General features: G+C 48.9%; 15 protein-coding genes and 2 rRNA genes. 16 read left to right on the top strand and 1 reads right to left on the bottom strand.

Annotated elements, in window-relative coordinates:
- From DFQ00_RS25370 to pssA, 10 genes are all read left to right on the top strand, one after another.
- Positions 1–95, top strand: a 23S ribosomal RNA gene (locus DFQ00_RS25370); the annotation flags it as partial.
- Between the two features lie 151 nt (positions 96–246).
- A 5S ribosomal RNA gene (rrf, locus tag DFQ00_RS25375) occupies positions 247–363 on the top strand.
- Between the two features lie 203 nt (positions 364–566).
- A complete protein-coding gene (locus DFQ00_RS25380) occupies positions 567–1,751 on the top strand; it encodes a GNAT family N-acetyltransferase (RefSeq protein WP_110899254.1) in 1,185 nt (394 codons plus the stop codon).
- Positions 1,752–2,221: 470 nt separating this feature from the next.
- Complete coding sequence (locus DFQ00_RS25385; RefSeq protein ID WP_110899255.1) at positions 2,222–2,683, top strand: CtsR family transcriptional regulator; 462 nt, start codon at positions 2,222–2,224, stop codon at positions 2,681–2,683.
- Positions 2,684–2,713: 30 nt separating this feature from the next.
- Positions 2,714–3,232: a protein-arginine kinase activator protein McsA gene (gene mcsA / locus DFQ00_RS25390; protein ID WP_110899256.1), complete on the top strand. Its 519-nt coding sequence runs from the start codon at positions 2,714–2,716 to the stop codon at positions 3,230–3,232.
- A 28-nt stretch (positions 3,233–3,260) separates the two neighbouring features.
- Positions 3,261–4,331 (top strand): protein-arginine kinase McsB, encoded by a 1,071-nt coding sequence (gene mcsB, locus DFQ00_RS25395; protein WP_110899257.1) that lies wholly within the window; start codon positions 3,261–3,263, stop codon positions 4,329–4,331.
- A 193-nt stretch (positions 4,332–4,524) separates the two neighbouring features.
- Positions 4,525–6,987 (top strand): ATP-dependent Clp protease ATP-binding subunit, encoded by a 2,463-nt coding sequence (locus DFQ00_RS25400; protein WP_110899258.1) that lies wholly within the window; start codon positions 4,525–4,527, stop codon positions 6,985–6,987.
- A 302-nt stretch (positions 6,988–7,289) separates the two neighbouring features.
- Positions 7,290–8,657 (top strand): DNA repair protein RadA, encoded by a 1,368-nt coding sequence (gene radA / locus DFQ00_RS25405; protein ID WP_110899259.1) that lies wholly within the window; start codon positions 7,290–7,292, stop codon positions 8,655–8,657.
- A 13-nt stretch (positions 8,658–8,670) separates the two neighbouring features.
- Positions 8,671–9,747, top strand: coding sequence for a DNA integrity scanning diadenylate cyclase DisA (disA, locus tag DFQ00_RS25410; RefSeq protein ID WP_110899260.1), 1,077 nt, complete (start codon positions 8,671–8,673; stop codon positions 9,745–9,747).
- Between the two features lie 42 nt (positions 9,748–9,789).
- Positions 9,790–10,518: a CDP-diacylglycerol--serine O-phosphatidyltransferase gene (gene pssA, locus DFQ00_RS25415; RefSeq protein ID WP_110899261.1), complete on the top strand. Its 729-nt coding sequence runs from the start codon at positions 9,790–9,792 to the stop codon at positions 10,516–10,518.
- A 169-nt stretch (positions 10,519–10,687) separates the two neighbouring features.
- On the opposite strand, the gene DFQ00_RS25420 is transcribed toward pssA, so the two are convergent.
- Positions 10,688–11,083 carry a nucleoside triphosphate pyrophosphohydrolase family protein gene (locus tag DFQ00_RS25420; RefSeq protein ID WP_110899262.1) on the bottom strand — a complete coding sequence of 132 codons (396 nt, stop codon included), beginning with the start codon at positions 11,081–11,083 and terminating at the stop codon, positions 10,688–10,690.
- Positions 11,084–11,254: 171 nt separating this feature from the next.
- Here DFQ00_RS25420 and DFQ00_RS25425 point away from each other — a divergent pair, with 171 nt between their 5' ends.
- The 6 genes from DFQ00_RS25425 (at position 11,255) to cysS (ending at position 17,736) form a co-directional block, all read left to right on the top strand.
- Positions 11,255–12,340 (top strand): PIN/TRAM domain-containing protein, encoded by a 1,086-nt coding sequence (locus DFQ00_RS25425; protein WP_110899263.1) that lies wholly within the window; start codon positions 11,255–11,257, stop codon positions 12,338–12,340.
- A gap of 95 nt (positions 12,341–12,435) precedes the next feature.
- Positions 12,436–13,128 carry a 2-C-methyl-D-erythritol 4-phosphate cytidylyltransferase gene (ispD, locus tag DFQ00_RS25430; protein WP_110899264.1) on the top strand — a complete coding sequence of 231 codons (693 nt, stop codon included), beginning with the start codon at positions 12,436–12,438 and terminating at the stop codon, positions 13,126–13,128.
- Positions 13,125–13,601 carry a 2-C-methyl-D-erythritol 2,4-cyclodiphosphate synthase gene (ispF, locus tag DFQ00_RS25435; protein ID WP_110899265.1) on the top strand — a complete coding sequence of 159 codons (477 nt, stop codon included), beginning with the start codon at positions 13,125–13,127 and terminating at the stop codon, positions 13,599–13,601. Before ispD ends, ispF begins: the two co-directional genes overlap by 4 nt.
- Positions 13,602–13,634: 33 nt before the next feature.
- The gene (gltX, locus tag DFQ00_RS25440; RefSeq protein ID WP_110899266.1) at positions 13,635–15,098 is read left to right on the top strand and encodes a glutamate--tRNA ligase; all 1,464 of its coding nucleotides are present in this window, start codon (positions 13,635–13,637) and stop codon (positions 15,096–15,098) included.
- A gap of 502 nt (positions 15,099–15,600) precedes the next feature.
- A complete protein-coding gene (gene cysE, locus DFQ00_RS25445) occupies positions 15,601–16,254 on the top strand; it encodes a serine O-acetyltransferase (protein WP_110899267.1) in 654 nt (217 codons plus the stop codon).
- Positions 16,255–16,335: 81 nt separating this feature from the next.
- A complete protein-coding gene (gene cysS, locus DFQ00_RS25450; RefSeq protein ID WP_110899268.1) occupies positions 16,336–17,736 on the top strand; it encodes a cysteine--tRNA ligase in 1,401 nt (466 codons plus the stop codon).
- Positions 17,737–17,764 lie beyond the last annotated feature (28 nt).

The raw sequence follows: 17,764 nt of genomic DNA on the forward strand, positions 1-17,764 counted from the left end.
AAGACCCCTTGAAGACGACGAGGTAGATAGGCTGGGGGTGGAAGTGCAGCAATGCATGGAGCTGACCAGTACTAATCGGTCGAGGGCTTATCCAATAAGCAAGCTAATGAGCGTAAGTTTCGTTTCGAATCTAGTTTTCAGAGAACAACACTCTGAACGAAGTGAAAATCGGTACATCACCGAGTGTGTGTATGATTTTCAATTCTCTATTTGATATGGAAAGAAGGTAGCTTCGATCCAATCGCGTTTGGTGGCGATGGCGGAGGGGTTCCACACGTACCCATCCCGAACACGACCGTTAAGCCCTCTAGCGCCGATGGTACTTGGACCGCAGGGTCCTGGGAGAGTAGGACGCCGCCAAGCAAAGAACCACTGCCGATGATATTCGGTGGTGGTTTTTATTTTTTTATAGATTAAGTTTAAAAGCCGTCAAACAGGAGATGCACATACCGCATCTCCTGTTTGACTTTAGAGGTGACCTCTGACACACTCAAATGTAAGGAATAGCTCAATATAATTTTTAAGCAAAGAAATTTACATTACAACAGAATGGGGTGCGAGATCATATGGAACTTCGCAAATTAACCATTGACGATTATGAGGCATGTATGGCGCTTTCCGAGTATGCGTTTCAATTTACATTGACGGAAGAGCAGCTGGAGAGACGCCGCCAGGAGTTCGCTGCGCAAAATGTACTGGGTGTTTATGCAGATGGACAGATTGGGGCCAAGCTTCAGATTATTCCCTTTCAGACGTATATACAGGGACGCTCCTTTGAGATGGGCGGGATCGCAGGTGTAGCCACATGGCCGGAATACAGACGCAAAGGCTGGGTCGCAGGTCTGCTGCAGTATGCTCTCGAAGAAATGAATCGAAACAAACAGAGCGTATCCTTTCTGCATCCGTTTGCATTTGCTTTTTACCGGAAATATGGGTGGGAAACTTACGTTGAATTCAAGAAATACAAACTGACGACCTCCCAGCTGCCAGCCAAGAAACAGACGCCGGGTACAATCAAGCGGGGCAATGCTGATCTTATTGTATTAAAGCAGGTATATGATGCATATGCCGCACGATATAATGGGACCTTGAATCGAAGTGACGCTTGGTGGGAGAATTCGGTTTATGTCAAAAAGGGCAGTCAGCGAGCTGTATATTATGATGAGACAGGGGCACCCCAAGGTTATGTATTCTATGAGGTCAAAGACAGAAACTTCACCATCGGTGAAATGATCCATCTGAACGAAGAGGCTAGACAAGGGCTGTGGACGTTCATTGCGAATCATGATTCCATGATTGATGAAGTCACTTTACAAGCGCCTGCTAGTGACATGCTTGCATTTCAACTGGACAACCCACGGATTCAGCAAGAGGTCGTACCTTACTTTATGGCACGAATTGTGAGTGTGGAGCAGTTCATCTCGCAGTATCCTTTTGCAAGCCAGCACGCCCCTGTACAGATTTTGCTTGAGGTGGAGGATGCACATGCTCCGTGGAATGAAGGGGTATGGGAGTTGAACGTGGCGATGAACGGAACAGCCTCTATATGGAAAAAAGCAGATACAGAGCGGCACGCTCAGAACGACCATGCGGTTCGCCTTACAATTCAATCCCTTACGGCTGTTCTGATGGGGTATCGCAGACCGCTAGAGATGGCTCAGATCGGTAGACTGGAAGGCTCCGCTGACATGATTGAAGCGTTGGAAAAGGCTGTTCCGAAACGTGAAACCTATCTGCTTGATTTTTTCTAATTCACGGCCACAGATTTGATTTCTGGATTCGAGCGATAGGGAATGTAATGAAGAGACAATCAGACTTCTCCTGAAATTTGGGAGAGGTTTTTTTGTGTCCTGCGAATATTTCGTGTAAAATCGTAAAAAATGAATAGTACCCCCACTTGGCAAACCTGCAAAATATGCTATAATGTATATAAAGTCAAAGAAAGTCAAAGTCAACCGAAGGATAATAAGTCCTGTTTCACTTCCAATAGGGTGTTTGACTTTTCTGCTCTCTGATGAGAAATGCTCTGTAGGCTTGTACATCTCATTAGAAGATCAAGTGGTAATAAAGGACCTTCGTGCTTCCTTTGTTCTCCTGTTTAACTTACGACGCAGCAAGATTCGCTGTTTCTCTGAGTGGTTAAATGGGTGGAGAAGGTGTACTCTGTGGGGGCGTGTGGGTCCTTATTGACTTAACGTTTCAGACAGTGGAGGATGATTGGATGCGTAATATCTCTGATATTATCGAACGATATCTGAAGGGTATTTTGCATGAAAGTCCCGAAGGAATGATTGAAATTCAGCGTAATGATCTGGCGGATCAGTTCTCCTGTGTACCTTCCCAGATTAATTATGTCATCAGTACCCGTTTTACTTTGGAAAAAGGCTATCTTGTCGAGAGTAAACGCGGCGGTGGTGGATATGTTCGCATACAGCGCATTGAATTGCCCGCCCAATCGGCTTTGCACAATCATCTGCATCATAGCATTGGTGAAGAGATTGGACAGACTGCTGCAGAAGGGCTAATCTATCAACTGGAGGAAGCGCGTTTTCTAAGCAAGCGGGAAGCCGGATTGATGCGTGCAGCTGTTTCGAGAGAAGTTCTAATGGTCAAACTTCCTTACCGGGATCAAATTCGTGCCAGAATGTTGAAGGCGATGCTAATATCTTTGCTCGGTAAATGAAACTATCGGGATCAAAGGAGGTACATCTATATGCTGTGCCAAGAATGTAATAAACGTCCGGCTACACTGCATTTTACGAAAATTGTAAATGGAGAAAAGACGGAATTTCATATCTGTGAATCATGTGCCCGTGAGAAGGGGGAGATGATTCCTGGAACCGCAGGCGGATTTTCCATTCACAATTTGTTGTCCGGGTTGCTTGATTTTGATCCGGCAGGCAAAGGTTCAGGTGCAGCTCCTGCCAAGGCGCTGCAATGTGAAGAGTGTGGCATGACTTATGCCCAGTTTAGCAAAATTGGCCGTTTTGGCTGCAGCTCCTGTTACAAGTATTTTGACAGTCGTCTGGACCCGTTGTTTAAACGAGTGCATGGCAGCACGTCTCATGTAGGTAAAGTTCCTGCCCGAGCAGGTGGCCGCATTAAGGTCAAACGGCAGATCGCCGATCTGAAGCAGCATTTGCAGCAAAGCATTGCGCAAGAAGAATTCGAAGAGGCAGCTCAGATTCGTGACCAGATCAGAGAACTTGAAAAAGAAATAACTCAGGAGTAAAGTTTGTCATGAGTAGGAGGGAAGTGTAATGCCTAATCTGCGTTTTACAGAGAAGGCGCTCAGTGACTGGATGCGCAGTGATGCAGTAGACTCGGAAATTGTGATCAGCAGTCGTGTCCGGATCGCACGCAACCTTCAGCATATCCCGTTTCCGATGCTGGCTTCCAATGAGCAATCAGAAGAGGTGCTGAATAAGCTGAGCGAAGTACTTCAATACGATGACGTACACGCTTTTGGTGATTTTACTACACTCGACCTGACGGATATTGGTGAACTCGACAAGCGGGTGCTGGTGGAGAAACATCTGATTAGTCCGAGCCTCGCGAATGAGTCGAGACATGGTGCAGTTATTCTGAGTGAGGACGAATCGGTCAGCATTATGATTAACGAAGAGGATCATCTGCGTATCCAGTGCCTCTATCCGGGGTTCCAGGTGAAAGAGGCCTGGGAGAAAGCCTCCGCTATAGATGATGCATTTGAAGCGCATGTGGATTATGCTTTTGATGATCACAGAGGGTACCTGACCAGTTGTCCAACGAATGTCGGGACAGGAGTAAGAGCATCCGTTATGGTGCATCTCCCGGCGCTGGTAATGACACAGCAGATTGGACGTATTCTCAGTGCAGTATCCCAAGTCGGGTTAACTGTAAGGGGAATCTACGGTGAGGGTAGTGAAGCGATGGGCAATCTGTTCCAGATTTCCAACCAGATTACGCTGGGACAGACGGAACAAGAAGTCATCGACAACCTGCATAGTGTTGTTTTGCAGATTATCGGACATGAACGCACAGCCAGAGAACGGCTGCTTACCGACTCCAGACTTCGAATTACGGATCGTGTGATGCGTTCGTACGGGATTTTGTCTCATGCAGCTATCGTGGACACGAAGGAAGCAGCACAGCGGTTATCGGATGTGCGACTTGGTGTAGACCTTGGATTGCTGGAGGGGCTATCTATTACCGTGATGAATGAGCTGAATGTGATGACACAGCCCGGATTTCTACAAAAAACGTTCGGTGATATGCGTACAGATGAGCGTGACATCTATCGGGCTCAATTAATTCGTGATACGATCAATTCAACCAAAAGCTCTGGATAAACTTCCCTTGAGCTAGGCTACAGGTTTCATGCCGCATCTGCGGTTTTATATAATAGGTCTTTCGCATCTGTTGGAATGACCAATGATTTTATTCGCAGCATGGCTGCAAACAAAATGATATGAAGAATACGAAGAGTTATTCAATTCAACGTAATTCCTTCGTTTTATCCAAAACCATGGAGGTGCAGGAGATATGATGTTTGGAAGATTTACGGAACGGGCCCAAAAGGTGCTCGCACTCGCGCAGGAAGAAGCTGTCCGTCTCGGTCATAATAACATCGGTACAGAGCATATTTTGCTCGGCCTCATTCGTGAAGGTGAAGGCATTGCTGCCAAAGCACTGATCGGCCTGGGACTCGGATTGGAGAAAATTCAGGATGAAGTAGAGACGCTAATTGGCCGCGGCCAGGAGCAACCTACGAACATTGCATATACGCCAAGAGCGAAGAAAGTTATTGAGCTGTCCATGGATGAGGCACGCAAACTGGGTCACACCTATGTGGGCACAGAGCATATTCTTCTCGGTCTCATTCGTGAGGGTGAAGGGGTTGCTGCACGTGTACTGAACAACCTCGGCATCAGCTTGAACAAAGCACGTCAGCAGGTGTTGCAATTGCTGGGCAGCAGTGAAGCTGTTTCCAGTCATAACGGCACCCCTGCCAATGTAAGCACGCCAACACTGGATAGCCTGGCTCGTGATCTCACGGCTTATGCCAGAGAGAATAACCTGGACCCAGTCATTGGGCGTAGCAAAGAGATTGAACGCGTTATTCAAGTGCTGAGCCGTCGTACCAAGAACAATCCGGTGCTTATCGGTGAGCCAGGTGTAGGTAAAACAGCGATAGCTGAAGGACTCGCACAGAAAATTATTGCTAATGAAATTCCGGAAACCTTGCGTGACAAGCGTGTAATGACACTGGATATGGGATCGGTTGTAGCCGGAACCAAATATCGTGGTGAATTCGAGGATCGTTTGAAAAAAATCATGGATGAAATTCGTCAAGCCGGCAACATTGTGTTGTTCATTGACGAGCTGCATACTCTGATTGGTGCAGGTGGAGCGGAAGGCGCTATAGATGCATCGAATATCTTGAAGCCGGCTCTGGCCCGCGGTGAATTGCAGTGCATCGGTGCAACGACACTGGATGAGTATCGCAAATATATCGAGAAGGATGCTGCGTTGGAGCGTCGTTTCCAACCGATTACAGTAGACCAGCCTTCACCAGAAGAAGCTATTCAAATTTTGCACGGTCTGCGTGATCGTTATGAAGCCCATCACCGCGTAAAAATTACTGACGAAGCGATCGTTCAGGCAGTAAAATTGTCTGACCGTTATATAACAGACCGCTTCCTGCCGGACAAAGCGATCGACCTGATTGATGAAGCCGGTTCAAAAGTAAGGCTGAACTCCTATACGATTCCACCAAACCTGAAGCAATTGGAGAGCCGTCTGGAAGATATCCGCAAGGAAAAAGATGCTGCGGTACAGAGTCAGGAGTTTGAAAAAGCTGCGGCACTTCGTGATACAGAACAAAAAATTCGTGAAGAGCTGGATACCACGAAAAATCAATGGAAAGAAAAACAAGGTCGTACTGATTCTGAGGTAACACCAGAGGATATCGCTCAAGTGGTAGCCAACTGGACTGGAATTCCGGTGAACAAGCTGAAAGAAGAGGAAACACAACGCTTGATGAACCTTGAACAAATCCTGCATGAGCGGGTTATCGGACAGGATGAGGCTGTTAAATCTGTCAGTCGCGCCGTTCGCCGTGCACGTGCCGGACTTAAAGATCCAAAACGTCCAATGGGCTCATTCATCTTCCTTGGTCCTACCGGGGTAGGTAAAACCGAGCTGGCTCGTGCCCTTGCTGAAGCGATGTTTGGTGATGAGAATGCTGTAATTCGGATTGATATGTCCGAGTATGGAGAGAAGCATTCCACAGCACGTCTGGTCGGAGCGCCTCCAGGATATGTAGGCTACGAAGAAGGCGGTCAGTTGACCGAGAAAGTTCGCCGTAAACCTTACTCGGTGGTCCTGTTGGATGAAGTCGAGAAGGCTCACCCGGAAGTATTCAACATTCTGCTGCAAGTGCTGGAAGATGGTCGTTTGACCGACTCCAAAGGTCGTGTCGTTGACTTCCGCAATACGCTGATTATCCTGACATCCAACGTAGGTGCAGAAGCGATCAAACGTAACTCTACCCTTGGTTTCACCGCGGTTGTCGATGCAGGTGCAGATTACGATAACATGAAGGGCAAAGTGATGGATGAGCTGAAGAAAAGCTTCCGTCCAGAGTTCCTGAACCGGATTGATGAAATTATCGTATTCCACTCCCTGGAAGAGAAACATATTGCAGAGATTGTTACCCTGATGAGCGAGGACCTGCGTAAACGTCTTAATGAATACGAGGTTGATTTCGAGCTTACAGATAACGCCAAGGCTTTCCTGGCTAAAGCGGGCTTCGATCCTGCTTATGGTGCGCGTCCACTTCGCCGTGCAATTCAGAAGCATATCGAGGACAAATTGTCCGAGGAGTTGCTTACAGGCAACGTAACCAAAGGCGACTCCTTGCTCATTGATGAAGAGAACGGTGCTTTGTCCGTAACGAAAAAAGATGTCCCGGTTCCATCCAATGAGGAAATCGAAACGAAATAAATAGGGCGTGCGTGGCTGCTCGACAGCAGAATGCATGCAGATTAAGATCCTTCCTGGCTTGAGCCGGGGAGGATTTTTTCGTATGTGGGGGGTATGGCGATTACATGGTTTTGATAGTGACTTGATATGTGATTGAGATGTAACCATAATGACTACAAGGATGTGTAAAGTTTGCGATAATCACTTACGAAAAATCTCAAACAATGGTAAACTTTTAGTAACCCTAAATGTCAGGGTGAGATAGCAATAATCGTCGAATAATGCAAAGTGCTGTAATAAAAATAAATGGTAGGAGTGCTGAAGTGGCCAAAGTAAAAACCAAGTTTCAATGTACGGAATGCGGCTATGAAGCCCCCAAATGGTACGGAAAATGTCCTGGTTGCCAGTCCTGGAATTCAATGATAGAAGAAACCGAAACGGTGGTCAAAACGCAAGGGAGAAATTCTCCTTTGTTTGACAGTAAAGATAAACCGCTTCCTATCATAGATATAGATAGCGGTCAGGAGCCGCGTGTACAGACTGGAATCGGCGAGCTGAACCGTGTATTGGGCGGCGGGATTGTGCCAGGTTCACTTGTTCTGGTCGGGGGTGACCCGGGGATCGGGAAATCCACATTAATGCTACAGACGTCTCATGCACTGACCCATTCCGGTTTGCGTGTGTTGTATGTATCCGGGGAGGAATCCGTAAAGCAGACGAAGCTGCGGGCAGATCGTCTGGGTGCGCTCTCGCCGGAGCTGTATGTGCTGTGTGAAACCAATATGGAGCGGATCGAGGAGGCGGTGGATCATATCCAGCCGCATTTTCTTGTCATCGACTCTATTCAGACGGTATATTTGCCCGAAGTTACCAGCGCACCTGGAAGTGTAGCTCAGGTAAGGGAATGTACGTCCAGATTTATGCGGATTGCCAAAGGCCGAGGCATTGCAACGGTTCTTGTAGGGCATGTTACCAAAGAAGGTGCCATCGCCGGCCCCCGCATGCTGGAGCATATGGTGGACTGTGTGCTTTATTTTGAAGGAGAGCGGCATCATACGTATCGTCTCCTTCGCGCAGTCAAGAATCGTTTTGGTTCCACCAACGAGATTGGCATATTTGAAATGGGGGAGGACGGCCTTCGTGAAGTCGGTAATCCCTCGGAATTATTTTTATCGGAGCGTCCGCTTGGGGTAGCGGGTTCTACCGTTGTGGCAAGCATGGAGGGCACAAGGCCGTTGCTGGTCGAGCTCCAGGCGTTGATCTCGACGACGCACTTTCCTTCTCCACGCCGTATGGCAACAGGCATTGATCATCACAGGCTCAATCTGATTATCGCGGTGCTGGAAAAACGTATGGGCATGTTCCTGCAAACACAGGATGCGTACCTAAACGTGGCGGGCGGGGTAAGACTGGATGAGCCAGCTGTTGATCTGGCAGTAGCCATCAGCATTGCCTCCAGCCTTAGAGATGTGCCAACCAAGCCGGATGATGTCATCTTTGGCGAGATTGGCCTGACAGGTGAGGTTCGTGCCGTATCGCGGGCAGAACAGCGTGTGAAAGAAGCCGCCAAGCTGGGCTTTAAACGAGTTATTTTACCAGAAAAAAGCTTAAAGGGCTGGAAACATCCTCGCGGGATACAACTGATCGGTGTGAATACCGTGGCAGATGCACTAGCGGTTGCTTTAGATTAGGGGGCATAACAAGATGAAGGATTCAAGCCAACTGGACAATATGAATGATTTGTTAAGGCTGATCGCACCGGGTACACCTTTCCGCGAAGGTCTGGAAAACGTGCTGCGTGCCAAGACGGGCGCCCTGCTTGTTGTAGGATACAGCCCTGAAGTAATGGAAGTGGTGGACGGGGGATTTTCGATCAACTGTGATTTCTCACCGAACTACCTGTACGAGCTTGCCAAGATGGATGGTGCAATTATTCTGAGTGAGGATCTGAAGCGGATTTTGTACGCAAACACCCAACTGATCCCGGACTCCTCCATCTCTTCATCAGAGACAGGCATACGTCACCGGACGGCTGAACGAGTGGCGAAGCAGACCGGCAAGCTGGTTGTGTCTATATCACAGCGACGGAATATTATTACCCTGTATCAGGGAACACTTCGGTATTCACTCAAGGAGATCGGGGTTATTTTGACCAAAGCCAATCAAGCGATTCAAACGCTCGAAAAATATAAGGCTGTGCTGACACAATCCCTTACCAATCTAAGTGCCTCCGAATTTGAGGAACTGGTGACGATTCCCGAGGTTGTGAATGTTATTCAGCGCACCGAGATGGTGCTACGGATCAAAACGGAGATCGAACGTTATATTGATGAGCTGGGTAATGAAGGAAGACTCATCTCCATGCAGATGGAGGAGCTTGTTGGTACAACGGAGGAAGAGGCTGGGCTGCTTTATAAAGATTATGCCCGTGACGATAGTGATGACAAGATTCGTGAAATAATTACGGGATTGAAAAGATTGTCGGATGAAGAGCTGCTGGATGCACACCATATTGTACGTCTGTTGGGGTACCCTTCATCGGCTGCAACTTCCGAGGACTCGGTTGCACCACGCGGCTATCGGGTATTAAATAAGATTCCTCGTTTGCCTAATGTTATTATTCATAACCTGGTGGATCAATTTGAACAATTGCCTCATGTCATTACAGCTACAATTGAGGAGCTGGATGAGGTGGATGGGATTGGTGAAGTTCGTGCCCGCACCATCAAGGAAGGACTCAAGCGTCTGCAGGAGCAGATGTTTATTGACAGACAGATGTAGGAATCGCCTATTAATGGCTTCTAATGGATGAGGTGAAACAACATGTTAACCAGATTCATTCCAAATCTCTTTACCTTGGGTAATCTGTTTCTTGGGATGCTGGCCATTCTGCTTGCAATTAACGAAAGATACAGTTTGGCCGCGATTATGGTCATCATTGCGATGCTGCTGGATGGTCTGGATGGACGGGTAGCTCGGGCATTGAATGCGCAAAGTGAATTTGGCAAGGAGCTGGACTCCTTGTCGGATATGGTTTCTTTTGGTGCAGCGCCGGCCCTGATTATTTTTATGGTGTCATTCCAGGATGCAATGCCAATCTTCGCCTGGATTGCGACGGCTGCTTTCCCAATCTGTGGAGCGATACGTCTGGCGAGATTTAATGTGCGGCCCGGAATTCCCGGGTATTTCACAGGTTTGCCGATTCCAGCGGCGGGCGGCGTCCTGGCAACGCTCTCCCTTTTCCATAAGGATATCGGTCCCATCTCCATGATGATTGCTACGTTGCTGTTATCATATCTGATGGTAAGCTCACTGAAATATCCCAATTTCAAAAAGGTTGGGCTACCTCGCAAGGCGATCTGGATCGCCCCGTGGGTTATACTGCTGGCGGTCGGGCTGGCTCTTCTTTTCCCGGATCAGCTGTCCAAGCTGATTTTCATTCCGCTCGTGCTGTATGCCTTGTACGGCATGAAGCATAGCGTACGGATTGCGGCTTCTCGCAATCGTGCCAAAAAACGCAAGGGCGAGAAATCATCTCGTTCCGACAGGTAGCTTTGTTCGAGCTTATACGAGTTAATACGAAGCTGTACCCTGCATACGATCTAGCAAACAAACCAATCAATAAAAACAAAAAGCACGTACGTTTCCTGAACGGAGAGTACGTGCTTTTTTGCTATGTGCTTATGCTGATATATAAGCAACCAAGTATATGATCATGGAGCTAAGACAAGTTGAACATGCCAAGCGTCGAACATTTCTGTGATTCGTGATTCACAACCTCTTCCATATTGATGTCCAGCAGATTGCAGAGTGCAGACATATAGAACAGGTTCCGTCCTAATTCGGAACTGATGACCTCTTTGCAGTTTTCACACAATTCACCCTCGACATGTGTTTCCAGTGAACCTTTCGCCTGAGAGATACCACTCTCGGGGGCGTACTGCTGTTTGGTGGCGTGCAGCTCAATGCAGCCGCATTCGGTAATGGCTTTGGACACAGCGCGATTAACAGAGGCTCCGGCTTGTCCAGTTTTGGACAGTACATCAATCAGGCTGCGATGGCGCAGCAACAGTTCGGAAACTTGATCCTGAAAAGCCTGTAAACTTAGCGTACTCATTTTGCCACTCACCTCGGGATATGAATTGAATTCATTATATGCCAATAAAAGTCTTACTTTCAACTGACGATTGAAACATTTCCAAAAAGTTCTTGCGGACGGGATTAGCTTTTTGGGAATTGGATCATACTGGATATGAAGATGAAGATTGATTGAGGAGGTGCAGAACTCATGTGGAGAAAAGGCATTTTAACTTTTACTGGATTGTGCGGCGCATGGTTCGGGTACACGGCATATCATCTGGCAGGCAAGTCCATCCCCTGGATGGCCGAATGGATTCAATCCGCAGGTCTGCTGGGGGCTGGTGTATCTACACTGCTGGGAGCGGTGCTTTTTATGTCCGTATGTACGATTGGCGGCACGATGATGGCAAACAGGCTACATAGCGGGATTGATTCATTAGCCAAAATACCGATGAACGAGCTGGCTGCTGGTGCAGCAGGCATCGTGACGGGTCTGCTGGCGGCTTTGTTGCTGTACCCTTGCCTGGTCTGGCTGGGAACCGCAGGAGAGGTGCTGCAGGTTGGGCTGACTGCGATTGCTGCGTATTCCGGGTATAGTTTGGCTATGGCCAAGAAAGACGATCTGGCGGCATTCTGGAAGTCGGGACGATGGGGCCACCCCGAAGTGGACGAGGCACGGCGTATGGAAGAGCACAAAATTTTGGACACCAGCGTCATTATTGACGGAAGGATTGCGGATATCTGCAAGACAGGTTTCATTGAGGGGACAATCGTCATTCCTGAATTTGTGCTGGAGGAGCTACAGCATATTGCGGATTCATCGGATCTGCTCAAGCGGAACCGCGGACGGCGCGGACTGGACATTTTAAACAAAATCCAGAAGGAGCTTGATGTACAGGTGCTAATCTATGAAGGAGACTTTGAAGAAATCTCCGAGGTGGACAGCAAGCTGGTGAAACTCGCCAAAGTGCTTCAAGGGAAAGTTGTGACGAACGACTTTAACCTGAACAAAGTGTGTGAGCTTCAAGGCGTATCGGTGCTGAACATCAATGATCTGGCCAATGCGGTGAAGCCGGTGGTGCTGCCAGGAGAAGAGATTATGGTGCAGATTATCAAGGATGGCAAGGAGCATGGACAAGGTGTAGCCTACCTGGACGATGGCACCATGATTGTGGTAGAAGGTGGACGGGAGTATATCGGCATGATGATGGAAGTGCTGGTGACCAGTGTGCTGCAGACATCTGCGGGACGAATGATATTTGCCAAGCCGAAACTGTTGGAAAAAGCCCAATAAAGGGGTATGATGGGTAGTGTATCGTAATGAGCTATAATAGGTGATGTATTGTAGACTCCAGACGATAAACTGACAGACGAGGCAGGGATTGCGGCATGGATAAAGGGTGGGGCGTTGTCATTGTGGCGGCAGGTCGGGGAACCCGTATGGGCACAACCGAGAGCAAGCAATTTCTGCTGCTGCAGGGCAAGCCCGTTTTCATACATACGCTTGAAGTGTTTGCCGCGCTGGACGAGATTCGAGAGATGATTCTGGTCACGGGCGCTGCAGATGTTGAACGATGCCTGGATTGGGTAAAAGAATACCAACTGGAATCGCGCGTCCGCGTTATCCCCGGAGGGAAAGAGAGACAGCATTCGGTCCATGAAGGCCTTCGGGCATTAGGAACCGATGGGGTTCTCGTTCACGACGGGGTACGTCCTTTTGTGACGCGCGAGCAGATCAGGGACTGCATGGCTGCCGCCGCCTCGGGCGAAGGAGCTGTGCTGGCCGTGCCGGTGAAGGATACGATCAAACAAGTGAATGCGGAGGGTTTCGTTACGGCGACGCCAGATCGCAGCAGTCTGTGGAGCATTCAAACCCCGCAGGCTTTTCGTCTTTCTTCCCTGCTGGAGGCTTACAATTCGGCGGAGCGGGACGGATTTCTGGGCACGGATGATGCCATGCTGGCCGAGCGCCAGGGCATGTCGGTGAAGGTTGTGGAAGGCAGTTACACCAACATCAAGCTAACAACGCCTGAAGATTTACAGTATGCCGCATTTTGGCTTGGGGGAGAGAAGAAGCGATGATACGTGTAGGACAAGGATTTGACGTGCACCAGCTGGTGGAGGGAAGACCGTGCATTATTGGCGGGGTAACAATTCCTTATGACAAAGGGCTGCTAGGCCACTCGGATGCAGACGTGCTGCTGCATGCGATTAGTGATGCGATTCTTGGTGCACTTGCACTCGGGGATATCGGCAAGCATTTCCCGGATACCGATCCGGAATTTAAAGATGCCGACAGCTTGAAACTGCTGGAGCATGTATGGCAGCTCGTGAAGGAGCGCGGCTATAAGCTTGGTAATATTGATTCGACTATTATTGCCCAGAAGCCCAAGATGGCACCTTATATTCCGCAGATGGCTGAAGTGATTGCCAAGGCGCTGGAAGCCGATGTGACACAAGTGAACGTGAAGGCCACAACGACAGAGCAGCTCGGGTTCCCTGGGCGGGGAGAGGGCATTGCAGCCCAATCGGTTGTGTGCCTCGTACGTGTGTGATATCATCAACGAATTAGAGACGGAGGGGATCATATGAGCGCAGAAATTCGGGTGCGCTACGCACCAAGCCCAACGGGACACCTGCATATCGGGAATGCCCGTACGGCGCTGTTTAACTACTTGTATGCCAAGCATAATAACGGTAAATTTATTATTCGTATCGAGGATACGGACGTAAAACGCAACATTGCGGGTGGCGAGGAAAGCCAGCTGAAATACTTGAAATGGCTCGGCATCGAGTGGGATGAAAGTATTGATGTAGGTGGAGAATACGGACCGTACCGTCAGACGGAGCGCCTTGATCTGTATCGTAAATACACTCAGGAGCTGCTGGACAAAGGTCTGGCGTATCGCTGCTACTGCACGGAGGAGGAGCTGGAGCAGGAGCGCGAAGAGCAGTCGGCTCGGGGAGAAACTCCGCGTTATTCCGGCAAGCATCGTGATCTGACACCGGAGCAGATTGAGGCATTTGAAGCAGAAGGCCGCGTGGCGAGCATTCGTTTCCGTGTACCGGCAGATCGCACATATACCTTCAACGACATGGTAAAAGGAACAATCTCGTTCAACAGCAAGGAATCAGGCGACTTTGTCATTGTGAAAAAGGATGGCATTCCCACGTACAACTATGCCGTTGCCGTGGACGATCACTTGATGAAGATCTCCCACGTATTGCGTGGGGAGGATCATATCTCCAACACCCCGCGTCAGCTGATGATCTATGAAGCGCTTGGCTGGGAGCCGCCGCAATTCGGTCATATGACGCTGATTGTGAATGAAAACCACAAAAAATTGAGTAAACGGGATGAATCCGTGATTCAGTTTATTGAACAATATGATCAGCTCGGCTATCTGCCGGAGGCGATGTTCAACTTTATCTCTTTGCTTGGCTGGTCGCCGGAAGGAGAAGAGGAAATCTTTTCACAGGAGCAGCTGATCTCCATTTTTGATACGAAGCGTTTATCCAAGAGTCCGGCCGTATTTGATACACACAAGCTGGCGCATTTGAACAACCATTACATCAAACATGCAGACCCGTCGCGTATTGCCGAGATGGCGATTCCTCATCTGCAAAAAGCAGGACGTCTTCCTGCCGAGCTGCCCGCGGAGCAAAAAGAATGGGCGTATACGCTCGTACATCTCTATCAGGAGCAGATGAATTCGGCATCCGATATTGTAGCGCTGTCTGAAGTGTTCTTCCGTGCTGAGGTTGAGCTGGAGAGTGAAGGTGCTGCGGTTCTTGCTGAAGAGCAGGTGCCAGCCGTGCTGAAGGCATTTGCTGATAAGGTGCAGGCGAGTGAAGAGTTTACGCCGAGTAAAATGGCTGCGTTGATCAAGGAAGTGCAGAAGGAAACAGGCTTCAAGGGCAAACAGCTCTTTATGCCAATCCGTGTGGCCTTGACGGGACAAACACATGGACGTGATCTGAATCAGACGATTGTGCTGCTGGGTAGAGACACCGTCATTGAGCGTTTGCTGGCACAGGTAACTGGCGCGTAGTTGGATTCTGCTGGTTGTCAGTGCGAATGCTTTTCGCTATAATAGCAACACAAGGTTGAATTGTCATAATACGTTTATATAGAACAGCAAAGACCGGGAGAAGTAAGCTGATACGGACAAATCCAGAGAGGATGGCCCCGCACTCAGGCAGAGAACAGATCTGTTTGGTGTGCGGTGGCTGCGAGCCATCCATTGTCCGGCAGTCCGAAATGCACCCGTGAGCTGCACCGTCGAATCCGGCCCCGCCTCTGTTCACAGGATAGAGGAAAACGTCAGGATAGATGGCGACGACTGGTTCCCGTTACCGAGCCGCCAGAGGATTTATTTTACTCCTGATTTATCAGGAATCAAATAAATCAAGCAGAGTGGGACCGCGATTAACGCCTCTGCAGCTTCGTGCTGCAGGGGCGTTTTTTGTTTTGGCGAGTGCGCAGTACACTACCAAGGAACACGCCGTCCGGCATACCCGGAGGACGAGAACCGGAACAAGAGGGGAACGAGCATGTTCAAAAAGATCAGATCAGATATCCAGACGGTCTTTGAAAATGATCCGGCCGCCCGGAGTTGGTTTGAAGTTGTATTTACGTATTCAGGGCTGCATGCCATATGGGCCCATCGTTTCGCGCACTACCTATACAAGCGAAGATGGTACTCGCTCGCCCGGTTTATCTCGCAGGTTAGCCGGTTTATGACAGGCATCGAAATTCATCCTGGGGCTACCATTGGTGATCGTTTGTTCATTGACCACGGGATGGGGGTTGTCATTGGAGAAACCTGTGAGATCGGTGACGATGTTGTGATCTATCAGGGTGTAACCCTTGGCGGTACTGGGAAAGAAAAAGGGAAGAGACACCCGACAATTGGTAATAATGTGGTTATCTCTTCGGGAGCAAAGGTGCTGGGATCGTTTCGTGTAGGGGATCAAAGCAATATCGGTGCGAACTCTGTTGTCTTAAAGGAAGTGCCAGCGAACAGTACAGTCGTAGGCATTCCGGGCCGAATTGTCAAGCAAGATGGGCGGCGGGTGGATCGTCTCAATCAGCAATTGCCCGATCCGGTTATCGACTCTTTGCGCAGCCTGCAACTGGAGATTGAACGACTACAGGAGGAAGTGCGTACACTGCAAAATACGCGTGAATCCGAGAAATGCACATAAGTTGATTCATCCACGTTCGCGGATTCATGCATAGGAAGCAGGTATACAGTACAGCAGTTTAGAACGAAAGGAAAAGTGACCATGACACTTCAGATTTATAATACGATGAGTCGTACCAAAGAGGAGTTTGTTCCACAAGAGCCCGGCAAGGTGAAAATGTATGTATGCGGACCGACCGTATACGACTATATTCATATCGGGAATGCCCGTCCAGTGATCTTTTTCGACACGGTTCGTGGATATTTGGAGCAGACTGGACATGAAGTGAATTATGTCGTAAATTTCACGGATGTAGATGACAAATTGATTCGCAAAGCCGAGCAGCTGGGGACTGACGTTCCGCATGTGGCAGAAAAGTTTATAGCTGCTTATTATGAGGACCTTGAAGGGCTGGGCATTCCTAAAGCGAGCAGCAATCCTAGAGTTACGGAGAACATGCCGCTGATTATTGATTTTATTCGTGAACTTGTTGAAAAAGGTTTCGCTTATGAAAATGGCGGTGACGTATATTACCGAACAGGAAAGTTCGAAAAATACGGACAATTGTCGAAACAGAACCTTCAGGAGCTGCAGTTTGGCATTCGAATCGGTGTAGATGAGCGCAAGGAGCACCCGGAGGATTTTGTGCTGTGGAAGGCAGCCAAACCAGGGGAGATCTTCTGGTCCAGCCCTTGGGGGGATGGACGTCCAGGCTGGCACATCGAGTGCTCTGCTATGGCAAGGGAGTATCTTGGCGATACGCTGGATATTCACGGCGGCGGTCAGGATTTGCAGTTCCCTCACCATGAGTGTGAATGTGCACAATCTGAAGCGATTACGGGGAAACCACTCGCTAATTACTGGATGCATAACGGCTTTATTCGTATTGATAACGAGAAAATGTCGAAATCACTCGGCAATGGCGTTTTGGTAAAGGATCTGCGAAGCCAGTACAAACGTGAAGCCATTCGTTACTTTATGCTGTCTACTCACTATCGTAACCCGCTCAATTTTACAGAGGATACGATGGAGCAGGCACAGAACAGTGTGGATCGTATTGCGAATGCGGTGGGCAACCTGAAGCATCGACTCGGGGCCGTGACGGTGAATGAGGAGATTACGGCGGCATTCTCGGCAAAACTAGACGAGATTCGACAGCAATATCATGAAAAGATGCAGGATGACTTCAATACACCGGATGCCATTACAGCGTTGTTCGAATGGACTGCAGAAGCGAACCAACTATTGCAACAGGATGTGGCCAATGCAGCTGAGATTCATGCATTGCTGGAGCTGTTCGGTGAACTGAATGCGGTGCTGCGAATCTATACAGACGTGGAGCCTGAACTTTTGGACGAAGAGATTGAACGTTTGATTCAAGAGCGCGTGGAAGCACGCAAATCCAAAAACTGGGCGCGTGCAGATGAAATTCGTGATGAATTGTCTGCTCAAGGTATCCTGCTGGAGGATACGGCTCAGGGAATGAGATGGCGGCGCAAATGAGCGAGGAAAAAGAGGGGATTTTGTCTCA

Source organism: Paenibacillus barcinonensis, assembly GCF_003217495.1.
GTDB lineage: Bacteria > Bacillota > Bacilli > Paenibacillales > Paenibacillaceae > Paenibacillus > Paenibacillus barcinonensis.